Raw genomic sequence first — 22,312 nt, 5'->3', positions numbered from 1 at the left:
CCGCAGTCCTGAAGACAATGACTGGAACGGATCATCCTCCGGCACGCACGGCGGGGTCGGCGCGGTGCGCGCTGAGATGTCACCCCTGAATCAGGGCGGCGACCTCTTCGCGAATGGCGGGCATGTCCGCGTAGACGGTGCCGGGGCAGTCGGTGGCCGCCCAGTGGCGGTGACCGCCGATGACAGGTGAGGTGCGGCTGGCTCCGCTGACGGGGTTGCGGTAGAGGACCTTCCCCGTGGGGTTGAGCGCGTGGCGCTGGGCAAGGTCGGCCAGGAGCTGGACGAGGGCGGTACGTGCGGCGGTCGACGGGGGCGTGACCGTCAGAGTCCCGAGGAGGGCGATTCCGACGTTCCCGGAGTTGTACCCCTGGACGTGCGCGCCGGTGACGAGCCGTCCCTCGGCGTCGTGTGCGGCCGTACCGTCGGTTCCGGACCAACGCCCTTCGTACACCCGGCCGTTGCTGTCGATGAGGAAGTTGTAGCCGATGTCGCCGTAGCCCTTGCCGACGGTGTCGTTGCGGTAGATCGCGCGTACCACCGCGGCCGGGTCCGGATTGGTGCTCCCGTCGGCGGTGTGGTGCACGGTGAGGGTCTGGACGGGGTAGTACTCGGGCGGCCAGATCTCCGTACCGTCGGCGGCGTATCGCAGGGACTCGTCCGCGCCCCAGTTCCCACGCGACAGCAGCGTGTACGCGGCGGCCGCGGCGGCAGCCGCGGGTGTGTGCGGCACGACGCTCAGTGTGGCAACGGCTCCGACGGCACCCAGGAACACGCGTCGTGATACGGGGCGGGCCGTGCTCGTGCTCTGAGCGTCTGCGGAGTTCGAGGCCGTCATCGCGTGATCCTCCTGTGGGGGCGTCCGGTCCGGGCGAGGCTGCCCGCCCCTCGGACGGGGAGCGGGCAGCCGGTGGGACGAGAGATCGGCGCTACAGGGCGCAGGCGGGCTTGGGGTTGTAGAGGCGGTTCCAGGTGCTCGATCCCACGATGCCGTCGGCACCGCCCGCGGTGCCGTTGCAGGTCTGCACCCAGTAGACGCCCTGCGCGGTGTCCTGACCGTAGTCCCCGTCCACGTCGAGCCAGCCGGGGTACGCGCTGTAGGTGTTGATGAGGCACTGCACCTGACGGACCGCGTTGCCCTCGTCGTTGGGGCGGACCGTGGGCCGCGCCGTGTCGGAGATGTAGTTGCAGTGGGGCTCGGCGACCGCGGCGCTCGCCGTGGGCGCGCCCACGAGGGTCGCTCCGACGGCCAGTACGGCGGTGCTGCACAGGAGTGCTAAGCGGTGGGTGCGCACGACGTGTCTCCCGATGCGTGTGGGGTTTGTGACGAAACCAAGGTTGCTCGGGAACACGACGTTCGGTCTATGAGATTCGACTGGGGCGAAAGAAGGCAGGTCAGGCAACCCGAGACGGCCACGGCGCACACCCCGCCGCCGGACGGGAGGGGCCGGGCCCGGGGGATGCCGAAGAACCCGGGAGGGCATGTGGGTGCATCTGTCGGCCTTGTCGGCACCCGCAGGTCAGACACCTTTCCGGCAGGACTCGAATCCGGTGGGTCGTACCGCTCCGCCGGGCGAACCTTGTGCGTCTCCCGTGCGTTGTCTGTTCAAGGGCCGTCACTTGTGGCGGTCCCGCCCATGAGCGGACCAGATGGTTCCGCTCCCCGTCGACAGTGATCCCTTCGAGTACGGACAGGGTGAGGAGGAGGCATCGCATGGCACAGCCGACGCGTGCGGCCTCCTCGCACAGCGGCGGGCGATCGCCCGTCACCAGCATGGCGCTGGCGGCCCTGTTCGCTCTCCTCTGCGTACTCGGCCTGCAGAACGGCTCCGCACAGGCTTCCCCGGGCACGCCGACACCGGTCGCGGCCGCCGTGCACCACGGTCCGGCCGGCGCCGGAGGGGTCGCCCCGGCCAGGAGCGCCGCCGCCGGCGTCGACACCCGTAGCAGCACCGACGACGCGTGCACGACGGACTGCGGTCAACCACCCCGCGTAGGCCGGACCACCCTGGGCGAGTGGCATGTCCCGTCGCCCGGCGGGGTGCCCGTACCACCCGGGCCCCGACTCTGCCTGCCGGAGCCCGGGCCCCAGCTGCCGCTCGCCCCCGGCGCCCCGACACCGCCCCAGCCCTCCGCGTCCCACAGCGGGCGCGGCCCGCCGTCTCCCACAGGTATCTGACGTCACCCAGTCGATCCCCACCGCACCCTCGTCGAGGCTGCGGTATGCCTGTTGGAGGCACTCTTGACGCGCGCCATCCGCGTGCGGGCGTTCTTCGCCCTGGCCGTACTCGCCCTCTCGCTGTACATCACCCTGACCGTGCCGGTCCGTCTCGGACTCGATCTGCGGGGTGGCACACAAATCGTGCTGGAAACCCGCGACTCCCCCACCGCCGAGGCCGACTCCGCGGCCACCGACCGAACTCTGGAGGTCCTGCGCCACCGCATCGACGCCCTCGGCGTCGCCGAGCCCACCATCGCCCGTTCCGGAGAGAACCGGATCATCGTCGAGCTTCCCGGTGTCCAGGACCCGCGCGAGGCCGCCGACGTCCTCGGCCGCACGGCCCAACTCGCCTTCCACCCGGTCCTCGGCACCGCCGACACCGGTGAGTCCTCACCGCGGTCGCGGTCCGACGGCCCGGCCGGCCGCGTCCTGCCCGACGAATCCGGACAGCCCGTGCGCCTCGGCCCCTCGGCGCTCACCGGCGCGGACGTCGACAGCGCCGAGGCACGCATCGACCAGCAGGGCGGAGTCGGCTGGTACGTCGGGGTCAGCTTCAAGGGGGCGGGCAGCGACGCCTGGGCCGAGCTGACCGGCGAGGCGGCATGTCACCCGGCCGGCGACCCGGCCCGCCGCGTCGCCATCGTCCTGGACGACAAGGTCGTCTCCTCCCCCCAGGTCACCTCCACCGTCGCCTGCCGTACGGGCATCACCGGAGGGTCCACCCAGATCAGCGGCTCCTTCAGCCGGGAGGAAGCCCGCGAACTGGGCCTCCTCATCAACGGCGGCGCACTGCCGGTACCGGTCGAGACCGTCGAGCAGCGCACCGTCGGCCCCACCCTGGGCGCCACAGCCATCGAGGCCAGCGCCCGGGCCGCCGTCATCGGCACCGCGCTGACCTCGCTGTTCATCATCGGCGTCTACCGGCTCCTCGGCGCCCTCGCCGCCCTGGCCCTGGCCTGCTACGGAGTCATCTCCTACGCGGCGCTGGCCGCACTCGGCGCCACCCTCACTCTCCCGGGACTCGCGGGATTCGTCCTCGCCATCGGCATGGCGGTCGACGCCAACGTCCTCGTCTTCGAACGCGCCCGAGAGGAATACGCGACCCGTCGGCAAAGGGGCCTGCGCGCCGCCCTCACGGCCGGATTCCGCAACGCCTTCAGCGCCATCGCCGACTCCAACATCACCACGCTCATCGCCGCCGGTCTGCTCTTCTTCCTCGCCTCCGGGCCCGTCCGCGGCTTCGGTGTCACCCTGGGCATCGGCGTCCTCGCATCCATGCTCAGCGCCCTGGTGATCACGCGTGTCCTCGCGGACTACGCGGTCGCCCGACGATCCGTACGAAACCGTCCACGACTGACCGGCATCGCGGACACCGGAAGGGTCCGCGACTGGCTCGTCCGCCGCAATCCCGACCTGATGCGCCGTCGGCGCGTCTGGCTGGCCGCGTCCGCCGCCGCCCTCGTCCTGGCCACCTCCGGCATCGCGGTCCGAGGGCTCAACTTCGGCGTCGAGTTCACCGGGGGACGACTCCTCGAATACTCCGCCTCCGCGCCGGTCGACGCCGATCGTGCCCGGGACGCTCTGGCCGATGCCGGTCTGCCCCGCGCGGTCGTGCAGACCTCCGGGGACGGGGGCCTCACCGTACGCACCGATCAGCTGTCGAACGCGGAGGCGGCGAAGGTGGACGCGGCGATCGGCGACCTCGCCGACGATGCCGAGAAGGTCCGCGACGAGCTCATCGGCCCCAGCCTCGGGGACGAGCTGCGCCGGGGAGCTCTCATCGCCCTCGCCACGGCCCTCGCGGCCCAGTTGCTGTATCTCGCCGTTCGGTTCCGCTGGGCCTTCGGCGCGTCCGCGGTCGCCGCGATGGCTCACGACGCGCTGATCCTCGTCGGCGTCTTCGCCTGGCTCGGCAAGCCGATCGACGGAGTGTTCCTCGCCGCGCTGCTGACCGTGATCGGATACTCGGTCAATGACTCCGTCGTCGTCTTCGACCGCATCAGGGAACTGTCGGCCGACAAGAGGAGGACAGGCTTCTCGGGCCTCGCCAACACGGCGATCCTGCAGACCCTCCCCCGTACCGTGAACACCGGAATGGGCGCGGTGTTCATCCTCGCCACCCTCACCCTGCTGGGCGGCGACTCACTGACCGACTTCGCGCTCGCCCTGCTCATCGGCATCGTCGTCGGCACCTACTCCTCGATGTTCACCGCGGCACCCCTGGCCATCGAACTGCACGCCCGCAGCTCCCCGCCGCCCGGCCCCACGCATGAACCAGCCCCACGCGGCGCAGCCGTGACGTAGGGACACTGCACAACCGGACTCCACCTGCGACCTGGTCGTACGCAGTCGTTCGCGCCCGGTGCGACATCCCGGATCAGTGCCCTCGCACCGGGCAGTCCGACTGCTATCGTCCTGGCCCACCGAACGGGCAGTGGGAGGTGTCTTCCGCTGACGCCGACAGCGGGACGAAGGAGCGCTGCGCCATGCGAGTCCTCTTGGTCGGAGCGGGAGGCGTCGGCACCGCCATCACCAAAATCGCGGCGCGTCGCCCCTTCTTCGAGCACATGGTCGTCGCCGACCACGACCCCGCACGGGCCGAGTCGGCCGTCGCGGCACTCGGGGAGAAGGGGCACCGGTTCACAGCGGCCCGGCTCGACGCCTCGGACACCGCGGGCGTACGGGCCGCCCTCGCCGAGCATGGCTGTGACGTCCTGCTCAATGCCACCGATCCCCGTTTCGTACTGCCGCTGTTCGACGCCGCACTCACCCATGGCGCCCACTACCTGGACATGGCGATGTCCCTGTCCCGGCCGCACCCGACCCGCCCCTACCAGGAGTGCGGCGTGAAGCTGGGGGACGCGCAGTTCGCCCGGTCCGCCGAGTGGGAGGCGGCGGACCGGCTCGCGCTCGTGGGCATGGGTGTGGAACCGGGCCTGTCGGACGTCTTCGCCCGCTATGCCGCCGACTTCCTCTTCGACGAGATCGAGGAGATCGGCATCCGTGACGGCGCCAACCTGGTCGTTGACGGATACGACTTCGCCCCGTCGTTCAGCATCTGGACGACCATCGAGGAATGCCTCAACCCACCGGTGGTCTACGAAGCCGAACGGGGCTGGTTCACCACCCCGCCCTTCAGCGAGCCGGAGATCTTCGAGTTCCCGGAAGGCATCGGGCCGGTGGAGTGCGTCAACGTCGAACACGAAGAAGTGCTGCTGGTCCCACGGTGGTTGAAGGCCCGGCGGGTCACCTTCAAGTACGGTCTCGGCGACGAGTTCATCGACGTCCTCCAGACCCTGCACAAACTGGGCCTGGACCGCACCGATCCGGTCACCGTGAACGGCAGCACCGGCAAGGCCATGGTCTCCCCGCGGGACGTGGTCGCCGCCTGTCTGCCCGATCCGGCCGGCCTCGGAGAGCGCATGCACGGCAAGACGTGCGCGGGTACATGGGTCAAGGGAACCAAGAGCGGCCGCCCCCGGGAGGTCTACCTCTACCACGTGGTCGACAACCAGTGGTCGATGCGCGAGTACGGCTCCCAGGCCGTGGTCTGGCAGACCGCCATCAACCCCGTGGCCGCTCTCGAACTCATCGCGTCGGGAGCCTGGCACGGCAGCGGCGTGCTCGGCCCCGAGGCGCTGCCTCCCCGCCCGTTCCTCGACCTGCTGACCGAGTACGGCTCCCCGTGGGGAATGCGCGAGGACACCGTCCCGCCCGGAAACGGCACCGTCCGCCCCGCCCCCTGACTCCCGCCTGCCGGGCCTCGGTCCCCCCTCTACGCCGCCGCTCGTACGACCCCGCACCGCCGGTGCCGACACACCCGTCGGCGCGTACCCGGGTGACATGCGTATCCAATCGAGCCTCAATGGCGTAAACACTCCACAACGCCCTGTTGTATGAACGCACGCACAACCGGAGCGAGGGAACATGGCCAACGGCATTCCGGACGCACGCCCACCCGTCGGGTTGAAGGCCAACGCGATCGGGTTCGTCGACGCACTCGTCATCGGGCTCAACTCCACCTCCCCGGCGTACTCGCTGGCGGCGGTCATCGGCCCGATCGTGGCGCTCGTGGGCATCTATGCCCCGGGCGTCATGATCGCCTCCTTTGTGCCGATGCTGCTGATCGCGTCGGCGTTCTACTACCTCAACAAGGTCGACCAGGACTGCGGCACGACCTTCTCCTGGGTCACCCGGGCCATGGGACCGTGGGCGGGCTGGCTCGGCGGCTGGGCCATCGCCATGACCGGTGTCCTGGTGGTCGGCTCGCTCGCCGACGTCGCCGTGAGCTTCGCGCTCCTCGCCTTCGGCCTCGACAGCTGGGCCGACAACGACTTCGTACGCCAACTGCTCGCGGTCCTGCTCATCCTTGTGATGACAGCCGTGTGCGTCGTCGGCACAGAGGTCTCCGCCAAGGTGCAGAACGTCCTGATCCTCGCTCAGGTCGTCTGCCTGCTGGCCTTCGTCGTGGTGGCGCTCTACCGGGTCTACGCCGGCACCAGCACCTTCGATTCCGTCGAACCGTCCCTCACGTGGCTGGATCCCTTCGGGGCCGGAGGCGCGACGCTGACAGGAGCCCTGCTGCTGGGTGTGTTCATCTACTGGGGCTGGGAGTCGGCGGTCAATCTCACCGAGGAGGTCAAGGACTCCGCCACCGCTCCCGGCAAGGCAGGCATCTGGTCGACGGTCGTACTGCTGGTGACCTATCTGTCGGTCGGATTCGCGGTCGTGGCCTATGCCGGGCCGGCCTTCCTCGCCGAGAACGCCGACGAGGAGGAGTTCATCTTCGCCCTGCTCGCCGGCGAGGTGATGGGCGGCTGGGACTGGGTCGTACTGCTCGCGGTGTCGACCTCCGCACTGGCATCGACGCAGACGACAATCATCCCGGCGTCCCGGACCGCCCTGTCCATGGCACGTCGTCACGCGCTGCCCGCGCACTTCGCACACATCCATCCGCGGTTCCGTACACCCGACGTGAGTACGTGGTGGGTCGCCGGCATCGCCATCGCCTGGTACCTGGTCGTCAACCAGATCAGCACCAACGCCCTCTTCGACTCGCTCACCGCGTTGTCGCTGCTCATCTCGTTCTACTACGCCCTCACAGGGGTCGCCTGCGCGGTCTACTACCGCCGCCATCTGACCGAGAGCGTCCGCCACTTCGTCCTCATCGGCCTGGGCCCCCTGGCCGGCGCGGGACTGCTGGCGTGGCTGCTGGTGGAATCGGTCTCCGACATGTCCGACCCCGCGAACTCCTACAGCGGCGTCTCGTGGTTCGGGCTCGGCCCCCCGCTCGTCATCGGCATCGGGATCGCCCTCACAGGCGTGGTCCTCATGGCCGTACGGCGGCTGATGTCACCGGTCTTCTGGTCGGAACGCCCCGGCGTGGCCGACGCCGACCTCGTCCACGGCAAGGAGTCCTGAGATGTCGGTTGTCCTCGGATACGACGAGTCCCCCGGCGCGGCTCGCGCGCTGCGGGTCGCGATCGAGGTGTCCGCCGCGTTCGACGAACCCCTCGTGCTGGTCTACGGCGCCGCGGCCCCGGGAGCCGTGGGCGAGGAGTACGGGGCGCACCACGAAGCCGTCCGTGAGGCAGGACGCCTCGCGCTCGACCACGCCGTCAGGGCGGCCGACGAGGCCGCGGTACGGACGACGGTCGAGATCATCGACCAGAAGCCGGCACAGGCGCTGATCGACGCCGCGGCGCGCCACGCGGCGCGGGTCATCGTGGTGGGCAGCTGGGGGGAGAGTCCGATGCGCGGGGCCCTGCTCGGCTCGACTCCCCACAAGCTGCTGCATCTGTCGAGCGTCCCGGTCCTCTGCGTCCCGACCGAAGAGCCCGGTGTCACAGCATGACCGCTCCCACGACGACCGACGCCACAGCCCAGACAGCACGCCACCGAGACGGTCCACGGCACGCCGAAGCCGAGCAGCTCCCGCGGTCGGACCCGTCGGCAGCGTCGACGTCGTCTGGCCACTGATCGCCCGCAGGCGCCGGCCTGGCCCTGTGATCAGCGCGCATCGGTACGGCGCACCACCTTCCCCTTGCCATCCGCTTCGAGCGAGGCCGCGCCTTCGGGTCCGGCCACGCTGACCCTTATGGCGAGGGACCCGGCCGGCCGGTCGGCGGTGATCTGCCAGGACCGCGGTGCGTCGATCCCAAGAGTCGTCCTGGCCTCCTCGACGAGGGCCGGGAAGCGGTCGTAGGGCAGAGAACCCGGGTCGAACCGCGAGGCCTGTGTGCCCGTGGGAGCGAACACGACCGCCAGCTGGTGTTCCTGCACGACGACCGTGAGGGCCGGACGGTCGCCCTTGTCCTTGGTGAGCAAGTCGATGGCCCGCCGCAACTCACCCTTGTCGAGGAACGACTGGTTCGGGCCGAGGGCGACCGTGCCGGACGCCGACGACACGACCGTGGTGGAGGACGTGGAGGATGTCGAGGAGCCGGAGCGCTCCGAGGGGGAGGACCGTTGCGCGCCGGCGTCCTGGCCGAACAGGTCCGCGCGGAACATCAGGATCACCGCGGCCGCGCCGAGCAGCAGACCGAGGAGCGCGACGAAACCGAAGGGGCAGCCCTCCGGGGGCTCGCTCACCCTGGCCGGCCCGGGCACCGAGTCGATGCGGGCGCCGGCCGCCCGGTCCTCCCATTCCGGTGTCGGCCGCTTCACGATCCTCACCCGCCACGGCCGGTCCGGCGGGTACTGGACCACCACGATGCCGTGGGGCCGGTAGTCCGGGAGGTCGACGAGGTTGATGCCCTGGGTGAACTCGACCCGGTACGCCGGTGCGTCGTCCGGTGCGACGGTGAGTTCGAAACGCACCGGTACGTCGCTGTTCTCGCTCCCGACGGCCCGCAGACTGTCGATCGACGCAAGTGCCGTGCGGGGTACGAGAGCGGCCTCCCGCGCGCGCCGCGGCATGTCGGCCAGGAACAGAAGCAGGCCGTGGACCGCAGGCACGCCCAGGCCTGTGACGAACAGCGGCACGCTCTCGATGATGCCGCCCACGACGAGGGCCGCCAGCGACGTTCCGATCACGCCACCCGTCAGAAATCCACGGGCCAGAGCTCCGGGGCTGTTGTGCGTGGGTGGCGCACTCGCGGTGATCGTCACAGGGGTGATTGTGACGGGCCGAAGTGACGGCCGACAGGCCTCCGAATGACGTTCCGCGGACAGCATCCACGCTGTTCACGGCCACACCACCGGCACCCCCTGCGCCGCCGGCGGTGGCCACGGTGGTGCCCCCGGTGAAGACGGCCGGCCCGGCCAGGATCATGGGCGACCTCGCGAGGCCTCAGGGCGGGCGGGGCCGCCTTGAGGACTCCTCACGAACAGGTCTCCGGTCAGGACTCCGTGGTTCGGGAGCGAAGCATGCGGCTCACCGCGTCCGAGCGTTCCAGGAGCTTGTTGCGGACCACCGGCGTCGCCTCGTGCGAGAGCCGCTGCGCCTGCTCGATGTACGCGGAATCGACGGCGTGCGGTGAGAAGAGGCTGCTCGCGAAGACCATCGCCGGGATCATCCCGCCACGGTGCAGATGCGGGATCAGCTCCAGGTAGCGCTGGGTGTAGGGCGTCAGCAGGGCGTCCTGGGCGGGGCGCCAGAACGCCGCCGCCACCTGGCGGACCGAGTTGACGGGGACCGCGCGTTCCACCGCCAGCTTCTGCCAGACCTCTGCCTTCGCGGCGGGGTCCGGCAGGGCGGCCCGTACGGTGAGGGCGCGCACCCAGGCGTCGGGGTCCGGATCACGCTCCAGCAGGTGCGCGGCCTCGGACGAGACGTCCGCTCCGAATTCCGCCTCACGGGCGAGTACGCGCCAGCGCAGATCCACGTCGTCGCCCGCCTGCTCACGGAGCCAGGCCAGGTCGTCCGGGTGCGTGGCGGTGCGGGCCAGTCCGCGCAGGGCGACCCGGCGGCGGCCGGAGTCCGTGGCGAGGCGACGGCAGGCCTCCGCCACCGCCGCCGTCAGCCCGGGACGTTCGCTGTCCGGCGCCCACAGTTCGGCGATGTCCGCAGCCAGGGTCAGACAGGGCTCGATCACGGCGTCGGACGTCTCGGCGGTGAGGACCGCGGTGACGCAGCGCCCGGCTTCCGCAGCGGTGGCCTCTCCCGTGGTCAGCATGTCCCACACGGTCGCCGTGGCCACGCCACGGGAGATGGCCGTGGGCAGATGCGCGGCCGTGCGGAAGAAGGCGTCCCTGGTCGTGGGGTCGGGCCGGGTCGTGGCGAAGGTGAGGTCCTCGTCGTTGATCAGCAGGATGTCGGCGTCGGAGGGCAGGCCGGTGACCGGGGTGCGGGGCTGCGTCACCTCGACGCGCACCAGAGCCCTGCGCTCCAGGGCGTCCCCCTTCCTGCCGTACGCGCCCACCGCGAGCACCTGTGGGCGTGGTGTGCCGGCCGCCACCAGCGTGACGGCGTCCCCGTCGCGCTCCAGGACGAAGCGGTCGGTGCCGGCCGTCGCGAGCCAGGCCGCGCGCCAGGTGTCCAGGTCCCGTCCGCCGGCCTTCGAGAGGGCGTCGATCAGGTCCTGGAGCGTGGCGCTGCCCCAGGCGTGGCGGGCGAAGTAGGCGGCCATGCCGACCCGGAAGTGCTCTTCGCCGACATACGTCATGAGCTGCTGGAGGACGGAGGCGCCCTTGGGATAGGTGATGTTGTCGAAGATGGACGCCGCCTGGGCGACATCGTGGATGGGCTGGTGGATCGGGTGCGAGACGGGGCCCTGGTCGGAGAGGTACGCCTTGAGTTTGCCGTCCGCCAGGTGGCTCGCCCACGCGTCGGTGTACCGGGTGGCGCGCTCGGCGGCCCAGTTGCAGGCGAACTCCGCGAAGGCCTCGTTCAGCCAGAGGTCGTCCCACCAGCGCATGGTGACGATGTTGCCGAACCACATGTGCGCCATCTCGTGCAGCAGCACCTTCGCGAGCAGCTCGCTCTCGGCGGGCGTCGGCGTGGCCCGCCGCAGGAACCCGTCCGACCAGGTCACGCAGCCGTAGTTCTCCATCGCCCCGCCGAACTCGGGCACGAACACCTGGTCGTACGTGCGCTGCGGGAACGGCATCGCGAAGACCTCGCCGTAGAAGGCGAGGCCCTGGCGGGTGAGGGTGAAGATCTCGTCGGCGTCGCGGTCGAGGATCGGAGCGAGGGAGCGGCGGGCGTACAGGCCCAGGTCGTGTCCGTCGGTCTCGCGGCGGATCTCGTGGAAGGGGCCCGCGTTGATGACGGTGTTGTACGTCGACAGGGGCGGGGTGTCGGGGAAGGTCCAGCGGCGGGTCTTCGACTCCAGTTCCTCGACGCGCGGATCGCCCGAGTTACTGGTGACGGTCCATGCGGAGGGTGCCGTCACGGTGAAGGCGTGCGGGGCCTTTAGGTCGGGTTGGTCGAAGCATGCCCAGACGTACCGGGCCTCGTCCGGTTCGAAGCTCATCCACACGTAGACCTCGCCGTCCGCGGGGTCGGTCGCCTTGTGCACGCCCTCGCCCGTGGCCGTATCGGCCTGGACGCTCTCCACCCGCAGCACGTTGTGCCCGGCGAGCGTGGGAAGGGGGATCCGGCCGTCCCCGGCGGGGGTGAGCGGGTCGCCGTTCAGCGTGGCGCTGCGCACCTCTGCCGCGCAGTCCACGAAGGTCGACGCGCCCGGCTCGTGACAGCTGAAGGTCACGGTGGACACGCACCGGACTTCCGGTCCGTCGCTCAGGCCGGTGAGGTCGACCTCCACGTCGTACCGCTCGACCGTCAACAGTGCGGCCCGGCACTCGGCTTCGGTGCGGGTCAGGCTCCGGATCTCCATGCGTCCTCCCTCGGCAGACAGCGCGGCGTCAGCCTATGACGGAGCGCGACGGCGGGCGCAGGGGTTTTCGGCATGCCGAACGGCCCTCGGAGTCGGTGGGTGCGCTGGCATGATGCGTGGCCATGGGAAAGAGGGATGACAGTGACGAGGCGTATGTGGTCGGTCTCTGTGATCAGGTTCTCGGGGAGCCGGCCTCGCGTCAGCACACCTTCGACTGGCTGCTCGGGGACCCCGGGGCGGGCGGCCGACGTGCCAGGCTGCCGGTCGATGCCCACTGGCCCGGTCATCAACTCGTGGTGGAGTACCGGGAGTTGCAGCACGACGAGGCGGTGCCCCACTTCGACAAGCCGGACAGGCCGACCGTCAGCGGGGTCCACCGCGGCGAGCAGCGCGCCCTGTACGACGCCCGGCGCGAGACAGAGATCCCGGCGCACGGTCTCCGGCTGGTCGTGATCCGGCCGGCCGACCTCGACGCGGACAGCCGCGGGCGTCTGCGCCGCAGCCAGGAGGCCGATCTGGCGGTGCTGCGGAAGATCCTGGCACACGCCGGCGACGAGGACCGGGTCACCGACGCCTTCCGCACCTGGCTGCTGGCCCAGGGCTGGACACCGGTCGAACCCACGGACCGCTGGACCGACCTGGAAGCCGTACGCGGAGCCGAGCGGTTGATCTGTGAGGCCAAGGGCCGGACCAGCGAGAAGGGCATCGACGCGGACATCGCCTACGGGCAGCTCCTGCGCCGTATGACGAGCGAGGCACCGCATGTCCGCTACGCACTGGTCGTGCCGTCCTCGTCCGTGAAGGCCGTCGAGCGCGTTCCTGCCCATGTCCGCAGGCTGTTGCGGATCGACGCGTACGAGGTGACCGACGACGGGGCGGTGCTTGAGCTGCCGGGGTAGTCACCCGCGCCGCCAGCTGTAGGGGAGGCCGGGGCCGAGGAGGCCGGGCCGGGCCCGCCTCCCCCGCAGGGCGGGACGGGGCGAGGCGGCGTGAAGGCTCTCGCGCCACCTCGCCCCGGCGGAAGGGGGATCAGGCGCCGACGTACGCCGCGAGGTGTTCGCCGGTGAGCGTGGAGGGGGACGCGACAAGTTCGGCGGGGGTGCCTTCGAAGACGATCCGGCCGCCGTCGTGCCCCGCGCCGGGGCCGAGGTCGATGATCCAGTCGGCGTGTGCCATGACCGCCAGGTGGTGCTCGACGACGATGACCGACTTTCCGGAGTCGACGAGCCGGTCGAGCAGGCCGAGCAACTGCTCTACGTCCGCGAGGTGAAGGCCGGTGGTCGGCTCGTCGAGCACGTAGACGCCGCCCTTGTCGCCCATGTGCGTGGCCAGCTTCAGCCGCTGCCGCTCGCCGCCGGACAGCGTGGTGAGCGGCTGGCCGAGGCTGAGATAGCCGAGTCCGACGTCGGAGAGCCGCGCGAGGATGCGGTGCGCGGCCGGCGTGTTCGCCTCGCCCGCTCCGAAGAACTCCTCGGCCTCGGTCACCGACATCGCGAGCACCTCGCTGATGTCGCGGCCACCGAGGCGGTATTCCAGGACCGCCGCCTGGAACCGCTTGCCCTCGCAGTCCTCACAGGGAGTGGCGACGCCCGCCATCATCGCCAGGTCGGTGTAGATGACCCCCACGCCGTTGCAAGTGGGGCAGGCGCCCTCGGAGTTGGCGCTGAACAGCGCCGGCTTCACGCCGTTGGCCTTCGCGAACGCCTTGCGGATCGGGTCGAGCAGGCCGGTGTAGGTCGCCGGGTTGCTGCGCCTGGAGCCGCGGATCGCGCCCTGGTCGATCGACACCACGCCCTCGTCGGCGTGGATCGATCCGTGCACGAGCGAGCTCTTTCCGGACCCGGCGACGCCGGTGACGACGGCGAGCACGCCGAGCGGAATGTCGACGTCGACGCCCTGCAGGTTGTGCGCTGACGCGTCCCGGATCTCCAGTGCCCCGGTGGGCGTGCGCATCGTCTCCTTGAGGGCGGCCCGGTCGTCGAGATGGCGGCCGGTGACGGTGTCTGTGGCCCGCAGCCCCTCGACTGTGCCCTCGAAGCAGACGGTGCCGCCCGCCGTTCCGGCGCCGGGGCCCAGGTCGACGATGTGGTCGGCGATCGCGATCGTCTGGGGTTTGTGCTCCACGACGAGCACCGTGTTGCCCTTGTCCCGCAGCCGCAGGAGCAGGTTGTTCATCCGCTGGATGTCATGGGGGTGCAGGCCGATGGTGGGCTCGTCGAAGACGTAGGTGACGTCGGTGAGGGAGGAGCCGAGGTGGCGGATCATCTTCACGCGCTGCGCCTCGCCGCCGGACAGCGTGCCCGAAGGCCGGTCGAGTGAGAGGTATCCGAGACCGATCTCCACGAAGGAGTCGAGGGTCTGCCGGAGCGCTTCGAGCAGTGGTGCCACGGACGGCTCGTCGAGGCCCCGCACCCATTCGGCCAGGTCGCGGATCTCCATCGCGCAGGCGTCGGCGATGCTGATCTTGTCGATCTTCGACGACCGGGCCCCTTCACTGAGCCGGGTGCCGTCGCACTCGGGGCAGGTGGCGAAGGTGACCGCCCGCTCCACGAACTCCCGGATGTGCGGCTGCATCGCCTCCTTGTCCTTGGACAGGAACGACTTCTGGATCTTGGGGATCAGTCCTTCGTAGGTGAGGTTCACCCCGTCGACCTTCACCTTGACCGCCTCGTGGTGGAGGAAGTCCTGCAACTCCTTCTTCGTGTACTTGCGGATCGGCTTGTCGGGGTCGACGAAGCCCGACTCGGCGTAGACCCGCACGGTCCAGAAGCTGTCGGACTTCCAGCCGGGGATGGTGAACGCGCCCTCGGAGAGGGACTTGGAGTCGTCGTAGAGCTGGGTGAGGTCGATGTCGGAGACCGCACCCCGGCCCTCGCAGCGCGTGCACATGCCGCCGGTGCGGTTGAAGGTCGCCTTCACCGTCTTCTTGGCACCGCGTTCGACGGTGATCGCGCCGCTGGCCCGCACCGAGGCGGTGTTGAAGGAGTACGCGCTCGGCGGGCCGATGTGCGGCTTCCCGAGCCGGCTGAAGAGGATGCGCAGCATCGCGTGGACGTCGGTGGCGGTGCCGACGGTCGAGCGGGGGTCCGAACCCAGCCGCTGCTGGTCCACGGTGATCACCGTGGTCAGCCCGTCGAGGACATCGACCTCGGGGCGCGCCAGCGTCGGCATGAAGCCCTGCACGAACGCGCTGTACGTTTCGTTGATCATCCGCTGGGACTCGGCGGCGATCGTGTTGAACACCAGCGAGCTCTTGCCCGAGCCGGAGACGCCGGTGAACACCGTGAGGCGGCGTTTCGGGATCTCGATGCTGACGTCCTTGAGGTTGTTCTCGCGGGCGCCGTGCACGCGGATCATGTCGTGGCTGTCGGCAGCGTGCGGCGCAGGCGACTGCGTGTTTCGTCTGCTGGCCATGCTCATCGTGTCTCCATCTGTTCGCGGGGGCCGCCTGCACGGTCCCCGTGGGCGTCGCCTGGCTCGATCCAACCAGTTTCGAGCGGTACGTCTGGGTCTGCTGCGTCTTTTGCTTCGTCGGCGGTCAGGGCTCGCCGCTCCGGTCCCGCTCTCGTAGGCGTCGCTCTCGCGGTCCGGCTCCCGGCGAACGGCACGGGCGCCGGTCGCGTTCCCGCGGGCCGGGCCGGCCGCCGGGCGCAGTCATCCGCGGGTGGGCGGGTGCTTTCACGGTGCCGCCCGCGGCCACGGCTTCGACCACGGTCGTCGGACCGCTCAGCGCTTCTCCTGGATGCGGATCATGTTGCCCGCGGGGTCCAGGAAGGCACAGTCGCGGACGCCGTACGGCTGCTCGGTCGGCTCCTGGACGACCTCGCCGCTGCCGGCCGACCGCAACCGCTCGAAGGTGGCGTCCAGGTCGGTGGTGGCGAGCAGGACGCGGGCGTAGGTGCCCTTCGCCATCATGTCGGCGACGGTGCGGCGTTCGTCGTCGGTGACGCCGGGGTCAGTGACGGTGACCGGCGGTTCGAGGACGATGGAGGTGCCGGGCCGGTCGGCCGGGCCGACCGTGATCCAGCGCATTCCCTCGTATCCGACGTCGTCACGGACCTCGAAGCCGAGGGCGTCGCGGTAGAAGGCCAGGGAGGCCTCCGGGTCGTGGTGCGGGAGGAAGCTCGCGTAAATGGTGACATCCATGGCGACCACGCTAGGCGTGGCCCGCGGACCGGCGCTTCTCGATTCCTGACCGATCCGGTCGTCCGTGTCGCCCCGCGGGCCGTCGTGCCCGCTGTCGCACGTCCTGTCCGGCGCGGGCAGTCGTGGACCGGCATGCCGGCCGCCCGGTGGGCCGACTCCTGACGGCGGGGCGTCCGGCGGTGAGCGGTCCACCGGCGTGTCCCTACCTGCTCGTGGTGGTGATACGGGTGACGGCCTCAAGGGTCAGGGCGCGGTCGTGGGGCTCGCTGTCCAGTGCGCGGTGCAGGGTCAGGCCCTCGATGAGGGCGTCGAGCTGGCGGGCCGTGTCCGGGTCGAAGTGCTTCTCCAGATGGGTTCGGCTGCGGCCCATCCACGCGTGGGTGAGTTCCCGGTAGGCCGGCTGCCGGGCCGCGAGGATGTACAGCTCCTGGGTGAGTACGAGATCACGCTGACTCCCCTCCGACAGGACGTGGACGAGGTCCGTCACTGCCTCGCGGGCCTGGTCACGGTCGGTCGGCGTGGCGAGGTGGGCGTCGAAGACGGCGACGATGTGGTCGGCGAAGCGGGTGAACGCCTCCCGGAACAGCTGGTCGATGCCAGTGAAGTGGTAGGTCATCGATCCCAGGGGGACGCCGGCACGCGCGGCGATCTTCCGGTGGGACACGCCGGCGACTCCCTCGTCGGCGATGAGGTCGAGGGTGGCGGCGATGATGCGTTCGCGGCGCTGCGGGTCGGTGTGTCCGGTGGCCATGACGGGGGCCTTCAGAGGGTGCGGACCGGGCGGGCGGGGTTGCCCACGGCGACGACGTCCGCGGGCACGTCCTTCGTCACGACCGCACCGGCCCCGATGACGGAGTTGTCCCCGATGCTCACTCCGGGCAGGACGATGGCGCCCGCGCCGAGCCATACGTTGTTCCCGATGGTGATGGGACGGGCGGCTTCCAGTTTGTCGCGCCTGGGCTGCGGCTCCAGGGGGTGGGTGGGGGTGAGCAGTTGGACGTTCGGCCCGATCTGGCAGTCCTCGCCGATGGTGATCGCCGCGACGTCCAGCGCGGTCAGGTTGTAGTTGACGAAGGTGCGCGCGCCGATCGTGATGTTGCTGCCGTAGTCGACGTGGAGTGGCGGCCGCACATGTACCTCCGGGCCCACGAAGCCGAGCAGCTCGGCGAGGACCGGCCGGGCCGCGTCGGCGTCTTCGACGTAGGCGGCCTGGTAGCGGGCGGCGAGGCGTACGGCCTGCTGCTGCCGGCGGGCGATCTCGGGGTCGTCGGCGATGTAGAGGTCACCCGCCATCATGCGTTCGAGGTTCGAGCGCGGGTCCTGCGCGAAGTGGTCCGTCGGCATGCGTACGATCGTACACTTCACGTCGGCGTGCGGCCCGGGAACCCGGGACGCCCCAAGGGCTCCGCTCAACGGCGCCGGGGCTGCAGCACTCCGGCGGACACGAGGACGAGCAGTCCGGCGAAGGGCACCACCAGCAGCCCCACCCGCAGGTCGGCCGCGTCGGCGACCAGTCCGACGACGGGCGGGGAGAGCAGGAAGCCCAGACGCATGAGCCAGGAGACAATGGCCAGCCCCGAGCCGGGCTTCAGGCCGGGCAGTTCATCGGCTTCGTGCATGGCCGCGGGTACCAGTGTCGCCACCCCGAACCCGGCCGCGGCGAACCCGAGAATCGTCCCGGGCACCGTGGGCACGGCCAGCGCCAGGCCCATCCCGACCGCGGCGACGAGACCGCCGGCCCGGGCCACCGTGCGCTGACCGAACCGGTCGACGAGCCGGTCGCCGATGCTGCGGCCGATGAACTGGGCTCCCACCAGCGCGATGTAGCCGCAAGCCGCCAGCGTCACCGACGCGGACAGCGAGTCGGAGAGATAGAGCGCGGCCCAGGAACTGCCCGCGTCCTCGACGAGCGTGCCCGCCATGGCGATGAGGACGAGGGCGGCCAGGACGTACGCGGTGCGTCGGCCTTTCGTCTTCCGTGCGGGCTGCCGCTCCTCACAGCCGGCGGGGTCGGACCCGGCTTCCGGCTCGGTGTCCGGACCGGGCAGGCAGAACCGCAGGGCGACGCACGCGGCGATCGTGAACACGGCTGCCGAGATCGCCAGGTGCTGCCCCCGCGAGAGGCCGAGTGCGATCGCCGCGGCGGCCATGGATCCGCCGACGACGGCCCCTATGGACCAGATCGCGTGGAAGGAGTTGATGATGGAGCGGCCGTATCGGCGCTGCACCCGCAGTCCGTGGGCGTTCTGCCCGACATCGGTGATCGCGTCCATCGCTCCGGCCAGGCACAACGCCGCCGCGAACAGCAGCACGGAGTCGGCGAGGCCCGCGACGAGAATGCCCGCGCCCGTCAGCAGGGTGCCTGCCACGGCCGCCCGCGCCGACCCCAGGCGGCGGATGACCACACCTGCCGCGAGGCCGGCCGCGATGGCGCCCGCCGGGAACGCCGCGACGGCCACACCGTAGGCGGCGTTCCCGATCCCCAGATCCGCCTTGATCTGCGGAAACCGTGGCAGGAGGTTGGCGAACAGGGCCCCGTTGGTGAAGAACAGCACGGCGACGGCCACACGAGCCTGCCGCTCGGCCGGCGCGGGTCGGCCCAGTACGTCAACAGTCATGCGGACGAGCCTATAGTGGAAGCGTACGAACGTACACTCCTGATCGTTTCTGCATACATCCGTCACCGGCGATGAGGGCTGCAACCGCGGGTTCCGCCGGGCCACCGACGCAAGAAGAGCAACATCGCGGCCCGTGGCACGGCCGCCGGAGAACACGGTCGGGCCGCCTTCACCACCCGCGGCGGGAAACGGGGAGGCGGGGCCGGGCCGACGCACAGGCCGGCCCTGCCCCGCCTCGTCCCTGCCTGACCTACTTGCTCGCGGCGAAACGCATCAGGGCCTGCTCGTCACCCTGCTTGATCTTCCCCGTCTCGTTGATCACCTGCAGCTTCCAGGCTCCACCGGCCCGGATCGCCTTGGCCACGGCGCAGCCGTTGTCGTTGCTCAGCAGGCTCGGCCAGATGTCCGCGACCTGCTGTGTGCTGCCCCCACTCGCGTCGTACACCTTGAAGCTGATGTTCCGCGCCTTCTGGAAGGAACTGCTCTTCTTGTACGCGGCGGCGACGAAGACGATCGACGTGATGTTCGCCGGGACGCGGGCGAACTCGACGGTCACCGTCTCGTCGTCACCGGCACCTTTGCCGGTCTGGTTGTCTCCGCTGTGCACCAACGAGCCGTTGCCCAGCGGATCCAGGGAGTCCAGGCCCGCGAGGCGCACCGGGTCCGATCCCTGCATCGCGATGGCGATCAGATCGAGGTCCGTACCCGTCTTCTGGCGCAGCTTGCCGATGAGCCCGCCACTGCTGCCGACCGTCGGGTCCCAGGACACCCCGATCGACAGATGAGTCACTCCGTCCAGGTCCGCCGGGCCGTCTTCCTTCGTAAGCGTGATCATGCCTGTCCCTCTTGATCGTGGAATTGCCTGTATGCAGTGTGCCTCGCCTCCTGCCCCACCCCCTAGCCCAGGCCCCGCGATCCCCCTCCGCCACATGCCGTTTTCCAAGCCGGCAAGGGCGCACCGAACCACCACCGGCCACGACCGAGGCCGCCGACGCCACCCCAGGGTGTACATCCCAGGGCTGACACATCACCCGTAAATCCACCGAAGGCCCGATGCCGGCCGACGCCTCACCCTGAAGGGTGGCGGGCATGGGTGAATCCAGAACGCTGACCAAGCGTCAGAAGAGTTCCCTGCCCGCCCGGTTGGCCGCGATCGTGACCACTCTCTGCCTCACCTCGGCCACCGTGGCCCTGCAGACCCCGTCCTCGTCCGCCGCGTCCGGAGCGGACGGTGAGAGAGTCGCCGAGGGCCGACGCTCGGCCCACATCAGCCGGACCGAGTACGGCATCCCGCACATCCGGGCGCGGGACTTCGACGGACTCGGGTACGGGTACGGCTACGCGTTCGCGCAGGACAACGTGTGTGAACTCGCCGACCAGGTCGTGACGTTGCGGGGTGAGAGGTCCCGCTTCTTCGGTGGCGACGCGCAGTCCGGACAGGACTCCGACCTGGCGAGCGACACGTACTACAAGGGGCTGCTGCGCGCGGGCACCGTCCGGCGGCTCCTCGGGCAGAAGGCACCGCTGGGACCGACGACGGAACTGCGCCGGATGGTCGAGGGGTACGCGGCCGGGTACAACCGCTATCTGCGGGACACGGGCGTCGACAAGCTGCCGGACCCGCGCTGCAAGGGCAGGCCGTGGGTGCGCTCGATCACCGCGCTCGACCTGTGGAGCCTCGTGTACGACGTCAACGGAGCCACCGGAGCGGCCCCGCTGGCCCCGACGATCGGCGACGCGAAACCTCCGGCCGCGGGAGGCGACGGCACGGCGGCCGCGGCCACCTCCGAGACCAAGGCAGCGGTGGCCCTCGTCCAAGGGCGGCAGGACCCTGCCGCGGCCGCCTTCGGCAGCAACGGATGGGCGCTCGGCCGGGACGCCACCCGCAGCGGCAACGCGATGGTCCTGGCGAATCCGCACCTCCCCTGGGTCGGCGGCAACTTCCGCTTCTACCAGGTGCAGTTGACGATCCCGGGCACCCTGGACGTCTCCGGCGCCGGCCTGTACGGCACACCGCTGGTCCTGATCGGCCACAACCGCAAACTCGCCTGGACGCACACCGCGAGCGACGCCCAGCACGCCTCGCTCTACGCACTCAGACTCGTGCCCGGCGATCCGACCCGCTATGTGGTCGACGGCAGGACCGAGCAGATGAAACACCGCACCGTCCCGGTCACCGTCCGCGACAGGAACGGTGAGCTGTCGACCGTCGAGCGGACGCTGTACACCTCACGGTACGGACCCGTCCTGTCGGTCGGCTGGACCACGAAGACCGCCTACGCCGTACGTGACGCCAACGCCGACAACCTGCGTTCGATGAACACCTGGCTGGCCATGGGCAAGGCCGACGACCTCGGTCAGCTGCGCGCGGCCCAGGACACCTACCAGGGCATCCCCTGGACCTACACCCTCGCGGCGGACACCGGCGGCGACACGTACTTCACCGACTCGTCCTCCGTCCCGCACCTGACCGGCGAACAGCTGGCACGCTGCACCCTCCCGGGAAACGAGGAGGAGCCCAGCGCCCTGGACGGTTCGACGTCGGCCTGCGCCTGGGGCAGTGACCCCGACGCGCTCGTGCCGGGCGTCCACGGCCCGTCCCACCAGCCCAGGCTGAGCCGCACCGACTACGTCGCGAACTCCAACAACGGCCCCCGGTACACGAATCCGGAATCCCCGCTCACCGGCTTCCCGGGCACCTATGACGACGCACCGCGCCTCGCCCAGCGCGCCCAGCTCGGACTCGACATGATCGCGGGGCGCATGGCCGGCACGGACGGACTCGGCGCCCCGGGCTTCACCCGGAGCACCCTGCGCGCCTCGATGTTCGGCAACCGCGTCCTGTCGGCCGAGACGGGGCGCGACGACGTGGTCGACATGTGCCGCGCCCATCCCCGCCTCAAGGCCACGGACGGCACGGAGGTCGACGTACGCAAGGCCTGCGCGGCCCTGGCCCGCTGGGACACCCGTGCCGACGCCGACAGCCGGGGCGCCGCGCTCTGGATCACCTTCTTCGACCACCTCTTGGAAGCCGGCCCGCCCGACACCTGGCGGCGCGTCCCCTACGACCCGGCGCAGCCGCTCACCACACCGCGCGGCATCAAGGGCGACGACGTTCGCGTCCGGCGTGCCCTGGCCGACGCGGTCCAGGACCTCACCGCCCGTGACCTCCCGGTCGACACCGAACTCGGCGACGTACAGAGGTGGGCCGGTATCCCCCTGCCCGGCTGCAGCGGCAACAAGGGCTGCTTCAACGTCCTGGCGGCGGGCCCCGACTCGGGCACCGGTACACCGGCCGCGGGCGCCTTCGGCACCAGCTTCCTGATGGCCGTCGAACTGACCCCCGACGGCCCCCGCACCCACACCCTCCTCACCTACGGTCAGTCGGCGAACCCTGTCTCCCCGCACTACACCGACCAGACCCGGCTCTTCTCCCGCAAGAAATGGGTCACCGAACGCTTCACGGCGGCGGAGATCGCACACGACCCCGCCCTCGAGGTGATCACCCTGCGCGACTGACCCACCGGACACCGCCTGGCGGCGGGTGCGAC

General features: G+C 70.5%; 17 protein-coding genes. 7 read left to right on the top strand and 10 right to left on the bottom strand.

Annotated elements, in window-relative coordinates:
• Positions 1 to 79 precede the first annotated feature (79 nt).
• The gene (locus O1Q96_RS20060; protein WP_269249517.1) at positions 80 to 730 is read right to left on the bottom strand and encodes a peptidoglycan recognition protein family protein; all 651 of its coding nucleotides are present in this window, start codon (positions 728 to 730) and stop codon (positions 80 to 82) included.
• Positions 731 to 926: 196 nt separating this feature from the next.
• Positions 927 to 1,292: a peptidoglycan-binding domain-containing protein gene (locus O1Q96_RS20055; RefSeq protein WP_269249516.1), complete on the bottom strand. Its 366-nt coding sequence runs from the start codon at positions 1,290 to 1,292 to the stop codon at positions 927 to 929.
• A gap of 419 nt (positions 1,293 to 1,711) precedes the next feature.
• Between O1Q96_RS20055 and O1Q96_RS20050 the strand changes: the two genes are divergently transcribed.
• The 5 genes from O1Q96_RS20050 to O1Q96_RS20030 all read left to right on the top strand — a co-directional run bounded on the left by O1Q96_RS20050 (position 1,712) and on the right by O1Q96_RS20030 (position 8,072).
• Positions 1,712 to 2,176: a hypothetical protein gene (locus O1Q96_RS20050; protein ID WP_269249515.1), complete on the top strand. Its 465-nt coding sequence runs from the start codon at positions 1,712 to 1,714 to the stop codon at positions 2,174 to 2,176.
• Between the two features lie 63 nt (positions 2,177 to 2,239).
• Entirely contained in the window at positions 2,240 to 4,522 is a 2,283-nt protein-coding gene (secD, locus tag O1Q96_RS20045; RefSeq protein WP_269249514.1) for a protein translocase subunit SecD, read from the top strand.
• Between the two features lie 182 nt (positions 4,523 to 4,704).
• Positions 4,705 to 5,964, top strand: coding sequence for a saccharopine dehydrogenase family protein (locus tag O1Q96_RS20040; protein ID WP_269249513.1), 1,260 nt, complete (start codon positions 4,705 to 4,707; stop codon positions 5,962 to 5,964).
• Between the two features lie 181 nt (positions 5,965 to 6,145).
• Positions 6,146 to 7,639 (top strand): APC family permease, encoded by a 1,494-nt coding sequence (locus O1Q96_RS20035; protein WP_269249512.1) that lies wholly within the window; start codon positions 6,146 to 6,148, stop codon positions 7,637 to 7,639.
• Position 7,640: 1 nt separating this feature from the next.
• Positions 7,641 to 8,072: a universal stress protein gene (locus tag O1Q96_RS20030; RefSeq protein ID WP_269249511.1), complete on the top strand. Its 432-nt coding sequence runs from the start codon at positions 7,641 to 7,643 to the stop codon at positions 8,070 to 8,072.
• A 155-nt stretch (positions 8,073 to 8,227) separates the two neighbouring features.
• On the opposite strand, the gene O1Q96_RS20025 is transcribed toward O1Q96_RS20030, so the two are convergent.
• Positions 8,228 to 9,328 (bottom strand): hypothetical protein, encoded by a 1,101-nt coding sequence (locus O1Q96_RS20025; protein ID WP_269249510.1) that lies wholly within the window; start codon positions 9,326 to 9,328, stop codon positions 8,228 to 8,230.
• Positions 9,329 to 9,558: 230 nt separating this feature from the next.
• The gene (gene pepN, locus O1Q96_RS20020; RefSeq protein WP_269249509.1) at positions 9,559 to 11,997 is read right to left on the bottom strand and encodes an aminopeptidase N; all 2,439 of its coding nucleotides are present in this window, start codon (positions 11,995 to 11,997) and stop codon (positions 9,559 to 9,561) included.
• 122 nt (positions 11,998 to 12,119) lie between these two features.
• On the opposite strand from pepN, the gene O1Q96_RS20015 reads away from it, so the two are divergent.
• Complete coding sequence (locus O1Q96_RS20015) at positions 12,120 to 12,896, top strand: hypothetical protein (protein ID WP_269249508.1); 777 nt, start codon at positions 12,120 to 12,122, stop codon at positions 12,894 to 12,896.
• Positions 12,897 to 13,026: 130 nt separating this feature from the next.
• Here O1Q96_RS20015 and O1Q96_RS20010 read toward each other — a convergent pair whose 3' ends face one another.
• From O1Q96_RS20010 to O1Q96_RS19985, 6 genes are all read right to left on the bottom strand, one after another.
• Positions 13,027 to 15,417, bottom strand: coding sequence for an ATP-binding cassette domain-containing protein (locus tag O1Q96_RS20010; RefSeq protein WP_419586921.1), 2,391 nt, complete (start codon positions 15,415 to 15,417; stop codon positions 13,027 to 13,029).
• 306 nt (positions 15,418 to 15,723) lie between these two features.
• Positions 15,724 to 16,143: a VOC family protein gene (locus tag O1Q96_RS20005; RefSeq protein ID WP_269249506.1), complete on the bottom strand. Its 420-nt coding sequence runs from the start codon at positions 16,141 to 16,143 to the stop codon at positions 15,724 to 15,726.
• Positions 16,144 to 16,345: 202 nt separating this feature from the next.
• Positions 16,346 to 16,894, bottom strand: a complete 549-nt coding sequence (locus tag O1Q96_RS20000) for a TetR/AcrR family transcriptional regulator (protein WP_269249505.1) — start codon at positions 16,892 to 16,894, stop codon at positions 16,346 to 16,348.
• A gap of 11 nt (positions 16,895 to 16,905) precedes the next feature.
• Positions 16,906 to 17,487, bottom strand: coding sequence for a sugar O-acetyltransferase (locus O1Q96_RS19995; RefSeq protein WP_269249504.1), 582 nt, complete (start codon positions 17,485 to 17,487; stop codon positions 16,906 to 16,908).
• Between the two features lie 65 nt (positions 17,488 to 17,552).
• Positions 17,553 to 18,761 (bottom strand): MFS transporter, encoded by a 1,209-nt coding sequence (locus O1Q96_RS19990; protein ID WP_269249503.1) that lies wholly within the window; start codon positions 18,759 to 18,761, stop codon positions 17,553 to 17,555.
• Positions 18,762 to 19,011: 250 nt separating this feature from the next.
• Positions 19,012 to 19,596 carry a TerD family protein gene (locus O1Q96_RS19985; protein ID WP_217456726.1) on the bottom strand — a complete coding sequence of 195 codons (585 nt, stop codon included), beginning with the start codon at positions 19,594 to 19,596 and terminating at the stop codon, positions 19,012 to 19,014.
• A gap of 254 nt (positions 19,597 to 19,850) precedes the next feature.
• Between O1Q96_RS19985 and O1Q96_RS19980 the strand changes: the two genes are divergently transcribed.
• Positions 19,851 to 22,280 carry a penicillin acylase family protein gene (locus O1Q96_RS19980; protein WP_269249502.1) on the top strand — a complete coding sequence of 810 codons (2,430 nt, stop codon included), beginning with the start codon at positions 19,851 to 19,853 and terminating at the stop codon, positions 22,278 to 22,280.
• The last annotated feature ends 32 nt before the right edge of the window (positions 22,281 to 22,312 follow it).

The organism is Streptomyces aurantiacus (assembly GCF_027107535.1).
Classification (GTDB): domain Bacteria; phylum Actinomycetota; class Actinomycetes; order Streptomycetales; family Streptomycetaceae; genus Streptomyces.
The sequence above is the reverse complement of the archived record's forward strand: the minus strand, read 5'-3'. Positions and strand labels throughout refer to the sequence as shown.

What these genes read in the sequence shown, in the direction of transcription:
- O1Q96_RS19995 (WP_269249504.1), bottom strand. Translation starts at nt 17,487, where the DNA reads ATGCCGACGGACCACTTCGCGCAGGACCCGCGCTCGAACCTCGAACGC.
- O1Q96_RS19985 (WP_217456726.1), bottom strand. Translation starts at nt 19,596, where the DNA reads ATGATCACGCTTACGAAGGAAGACGGCCCGGCGGACCTGGACGGAGTG.
- O1Q96_RS20050 (WP_269249515.1), top strand. Translation starts at nt 1,712, where the DNA reads ATGGCACAGCCGACGCGTGCGGCCTCCTCGCACAGCGGCGGGCGATCG.
- O1Q96_RS20000 (WP_269249505.1), bottom strand. Translation starts at nt 16,894, where the DNA reads ATGGCCACCGGACACACCGACCCGCAGCGCCGCGAACGCATCATCGCC.
- O1Q96_RS20010 (WP_419586921.1), bottom strand. Translation starts at nt 15,417, where the DNA reads ATGAGCATGGCCAGCAGACGAAACACGCAGTCGCCTGCGCCGCACGCT.
- O1Q96_RS20005 (WP_269249506.1), bottom strand. Translation starts at nt 16,143, where the DNA reads ATGGATGTCACCATTTACGCGAGCTTCCTCCCGCACCACGACCCGGAG.
- O1Q96_RS20040 (WP_269249513.1), top strand. Translation starts at nt 4,705, where the DNA reads ATGCGAGTCCTCTTGGTCGGAGCGGGAGGCGTCGGCACCGCCATCACC.
- O1Q96_RS20030 (WP_269249511.1), top strand. Translation starts at nt 7,641, where the DNA reads ATGTCGGTTGTCCTCGGATACGACGAGTCCCCCGGCGCGGCTCGCGCG.
- O1Q96_RS20015 (WP_269249508.1), top strand. Translation starts at nt 12,120, where the DNA reads ATGGGAAAGAGGGATGACAGTGACGAGGCGTATGTGGTCGGTCTCTGT.
- O1Q96_RS20035 (WP_269249512.1), top strand. Translation starts at nt 6,146, where the DNA reads ATGGCCAACGGCATTCCGGACGCACGCCCACCCGTCGGGTTGAAGGCC.
- O1Q96_RS19980 (WP_269249502.1), top strand. Translation starts at nt 19,851, where the DNA reads ATGGGTGAATCCAGAACGCTGACCAAGCGTCAGAAGAGTTCCCTGCCC.
- pepN (WP_269249509.1), bottom strand. Translation starts at nt 11,997, where the DNA reads ATGGAGATCCGGAGCCTGACCCGCACCGAAGCCGAGTGCCGGGCCGCA.
- O1Q96_RS19990 (WP_269249503.1), bottom strand. Translation starts at nt 18,761, where the DNA reads ATGACTGTTGACGTACTGGGCCGACCCGCGCCGGCCGAGCGGCAGGCT.